The 3,118-nt window shown below is 42.1% G+C and carries 6 protein-coding genes; 4 read left to right on the top strand and 2 right to left on the bottom strand.

Annotated elements, in window-relative coordinates; genetic code table 11:
- The 4 genes from AB447_RS23880 to AB447_RS23890 all read left to right on the top strand — a co-directional run.
- On the top strand, positions 1-489 hold a 489-nt coding region (locus AB447_RS23880), incomplete at its 5' end, for a DNA adenine methylase (RefSeq protein WP_172796336.1).
- A 283-nt stretch (positions 490-772) separates the two neighbouring features.
- On the top strand, positions 773-901 hold the full coding sequence (locus AB447_RS27335) for a hypothetical protein (RefSeq protein ID WP_017474598.1): 129 nt from the start codon (positions 773-775) through the stop codon (positions 899-901).
- A gap of 15 nt (positions 902-916) precedes the next feature.
- Positions 917-1,357: an ArpU family phage packaging/lysis transcriptional regulator gene (locus AB447_RS23885; RefSeq protein WP_048356387.1), complete on the top strand. Its 441-nt coding sequence runs from the start codon at positions 917-919 to the stop codon at positions 1,355-1,357.
- Positions 1,357-1,899, top strand: coding sequence for a site-specific integrase (locus tag AB447_RS23890; RefSeq protein ID WP_048356388.1), 543 nt, complete (start codon positions 1,357-1,359; stop codon positions 1,897-1,899). Before AB447_RS23885 ends, AB447_RS23890 begins: the two co-directional genes overlap by 1 nt.
- A 332-nt stretch (positions 1,900-2,231) precedes the next feature.
- Here AB447_RS23890 and AB447_RS23895 read toward each other — a convergent pair whose 3' ends face one another.
- A complete protein-coding gene (locus AB447_RS23895) occupies positions 2,232-2,648 on the bottom strand; it encodes a type II toxin-antitoxin system HicB family antitoxin (protein WP_046129156.1) in 417 nt (138 codons plus the stop codon).
- Positions 2,649-2,705: 57 nt separating this feature from the next.
- Positions 2,706-2,888 (bottom strand): type II toxin-antitoxin system HicA family toxin, encoded by a 183-nt coding sequence (locus tag AB447_RS23900; RefSeq protein ID WP_048356389.1) that lies wholly within the window; start codon positions 2,886-2,888, stop codon positions 2,706-2,708.
- Positions 2,889-3,118: the final 230 nt, after the last annotated feature.

Here is a 3,118-nt window from a genome sequence, read left to right on the forward strand (position 1 = left end):
ATGAACCGGTCCGGGATCAGCAAGGGAAACGCGGAGAATGTTCCACAAACCGGATGGCGTCACAGTACGAAAAGCGGGCAGAATCCGGCGGGCGGATACATAAGCGCCTGTACAGCTTTTCAATTATTCGCCAATCGTATGAAAGGTGTCATGATTGAGTGTAAGGATTTCCGGACGATTATTGAAAAATACGATAGTCCGGATACTCTCTTTTATGTTGATCCTCCGTATGTCGGCCGAGAACAGTTTTATGCCGGTGGGTTTACAGAGCAGGATCACCGGGATCTGGCGCGGCTGCTGAATCAAGTAAAAGGAAAAGTGGTTCTCTCCTATTATGACGATCCTTTGATACTCGAGCTCTATCCGACTTGGGAAAGAGAAACTTTTTCAGCATATAAGCAGGTTGTCGGTGGATCCGGAAAAGGGAACCGAGCCGAAGAAATGCTGTTGTTTAATTATAAAATCACTCAGCTTAGTCTATTTGATTAGGAGGCGCGGCGGGCGCCGGGAAGGGGAAATGTTATGATGCAGGATTACAAGCCGTTTCTGCAGTAAGCTATCAATATTTTTGAGCGAAAATATGGGGTTAACGGCAGATTATACCTCATGTTCTGGCTGCAAGACAATTTGATGAAAACCGTTGGCGGACGGAAATAGAATAATGTCCTAGATGGAATGCCTGCGGACACTGAACTTACAGCTTTTACGCTGTTTGTTTGGTGTCCGTTTTTTATTTGTCCCGGTTGCGGTCTTAGTGAAAGGAGAAATATACATGAAACCCACCAAAAGAAAACGCCCTGAAAAAGCGCAGGAGCGCTCTGAGCGCTTTTGGCGAGAGATTATGGGGCAAAACAAGCAGATTCTTAAACGAGGCAAAGGCGGCGCTTATAAGCGCAAATAAAAGGAGGAATAAACCATGCTATTTCAATTACCCGAAATCGATAGAGAAGCGACGAAAAAGAAAATTGAAGCCATACTGGATAATTACAGGATGGTTCTCTTGCAAGTCCCGGACGATCTGCTGCCAAAGGTCACGGCAGGATTTAACCTCGTGCCGCCGTCAAATACAAACGCGTTTCATTCATCTACGGAGGATATGGCTATCAAAAGAGTTGAAATGGAAAAAGAACGAAATGCCTTTCTGGCAAGAGTTCAAAAGGCCGTGAATCGCTTGCCAGCCAATGAACGGCAGATCATCATCATGAGGTATATGTCCCAAGATCACCGTTTTGATTATGAGGTTTACAACGAAATCGGGTTAAGCCCGCGCACATACTTCCGGATAAAATCGCGCGCTTTTTACAATCTGGCTTTTGCATTGAAAGAGGAAGTGTACGTGAAAGGAAGTGCTTCATAATGAATTTTGTGCAGCCTATCCGAGACAAGGACCAGATTTATTATATTAAGAAATTCCTAAGGGAACGGAGTGAAAGAAACTATCTGCTTTTCGTCACCGGCATAAACTCGGGCTTGCGTATATCCGATTTACTTCGTTTAAGAGTCCGCGACGCCAAACGAATGTACATTGATTTACGCGAGAAGAAAACCGGCAAGCAGAAACGCATCAAAATAAATAAGGCGCTAAAAAAGGCCCTGGCCGACTACATTAAAGATAAAGATGATCAGGAATTTTTATTCAAAAGCCGCGAAGGACTAAATAAACCGATCAGCAGAAGCACGGCGTACAACATATTGAAAGAGGCGGCGGAATACGTCGGGCTTGATGGCATCGGCACCCACACCATGAGGAAAACGTTCGGTTACTGGCATTATAAAAAATTCAAAGACGTGGCTCTCCTGCAAGAGATATTCAACCATTCCAGCCCGGACGTTACGCTTCGATATATCGGGATTACTCAAGACACAATGGACCAAACAATGGACTCATTCAGCTTGTAAGCTCATCTGTCTTCAAAACGGATGAGTTTTTTTCTGCCTATTTTAACGAACTAACCATAATGAGAAAGTGTCCAACTCATTTTAAGGAAATGGCTAAAAACTATGCAGGGCAAAGGGTTCAGCGTTTCCGTGAATTGGACACAATATAAGATATGGTGAATTCGTGGATAATGTGGATAAATAAAAAAACTCGATTGACAGCAAAATGATTTTGGCACAATTATGGCACAACGTTGGCACTCTGTTTTGTTTTAGATCGTTTAATATGGTATTAGGTCAAAAACAACGAAAGTGAAATTAAAAAAGAGCAACCGGCTGGCTGCTCTTTTGTCTTATGATCTAGGATTTTTGTAAATACCAAGATGTTCTTTAATAGCATCTTGAAGAAGATGCGAATAATTAATTTTATGCTCTTTTGCAATGTCGTCCATCCAGCGCGGGATAGTTAATGTTTTCTTAACTGCTGCATTCTCCATTTCATGACGGAAAGGCGGCATCCATGTTTCGATTAATACGATGCTTTGGCTATCTTCTGTTTCGATATCTTTTGAAGATGTCGGCTGAGGAATTTCATCACCATCTTGTTCAAGGCCATATAGATGGAGTGCCATAGCTTCTTTAGCCATAGTGAGAGCTTCCTCATCTGTATTACCGAAAGTGATGCAGCCAGGCAGATCAGGAAATGTAACTGTAATTCCGTCATCGTCATAATCGAAAAGGGCTGGATAAATGTAACGATCTTTTTTCATAATTTATAACCCCTTTTTGTTAAATTTTATATTCTAAATTTTCCTTTTGCAGGAGGGCTATTGAAGCCCTGCCTGCTTTAGGATTGATTTTACTGTTTTCTTTGGAAAGTCTTTCTTAGGATGCGGGATGGTAACCGTTCCGGGTTTTGTTGGATGTTTAAACTGATGATGACTACCTTTTACCCTTACTTGGTACCAACCATCTTGCTCAATTTTCTTGATTAGCTCTCTTGAATTCATTTGATGGTTACCATCTCCTTTCGACATACTTATTATGACACGTACAAAAATACGTATCAAGTATCTTTTGTTATTTTTTATTTATTTCAATGGGCATCCTATGGGGTGCTTTTTTATTTGGGTAGCTACTGACCACGGAAGGCGTTCGGGTGCACACGGATAGCCGGATGAAAGCAAGCGTTTCAGGGGGTTCAGTCTTAAACCCCTTGGTTTTATGTTCTCTGTAAACC

Origin of the sequence: Bacillus glycinifermentans (assembly GCF_001042475.2) — a bacterium.
Taxonomy (GTDB): domain Bacteria; phylum Bacillota; class Bacilli; order Bacillales; family Bacillaceae; genus Bacillus; species Bacillus glycinifermentans.

What these genes read in the sequence shown, in the direction of transcription:
- AB447_RS27335 (WP_017474598.1), top strand. Translation starts at nt 773, where the DNA reads ATGAAACCCACCAAAAGAAAACGCCCTGAAAAAGCGCAGGAGCGCTCT.
- AB447_RS23885 (WP_048356387.1), top strand. Translation starts at nt 917, where the DNA reads ATGCTATTTCAATTACCCGAAATCGATAGAGAAGCGACGAAAAAGAAA.
- AB447_RS23900 (WP_048356389.1), bottom strand. Translation starts at nt 2,888, where the DNA reads ATGAATTCAAGAGAGCTAATCAAGAAAATTGAGCAAGATGGTTGGTAC.
- AB447_RS23890 (WP_048356388.1), top strand. Translation starts at nt 1,357, where the DNA reads ATGAATTTTGTGCAGCCTATCCGAGACAAGGACCAGATTTATTATATT.
- AB447_RS23895 (WP_046129156.1), bottom strand. Translation starts at nt 2,648, where the DNA reads ATGAAAAAAGATCGTTACATTTATCCAGCCCTTTTCGATTATGACGAT.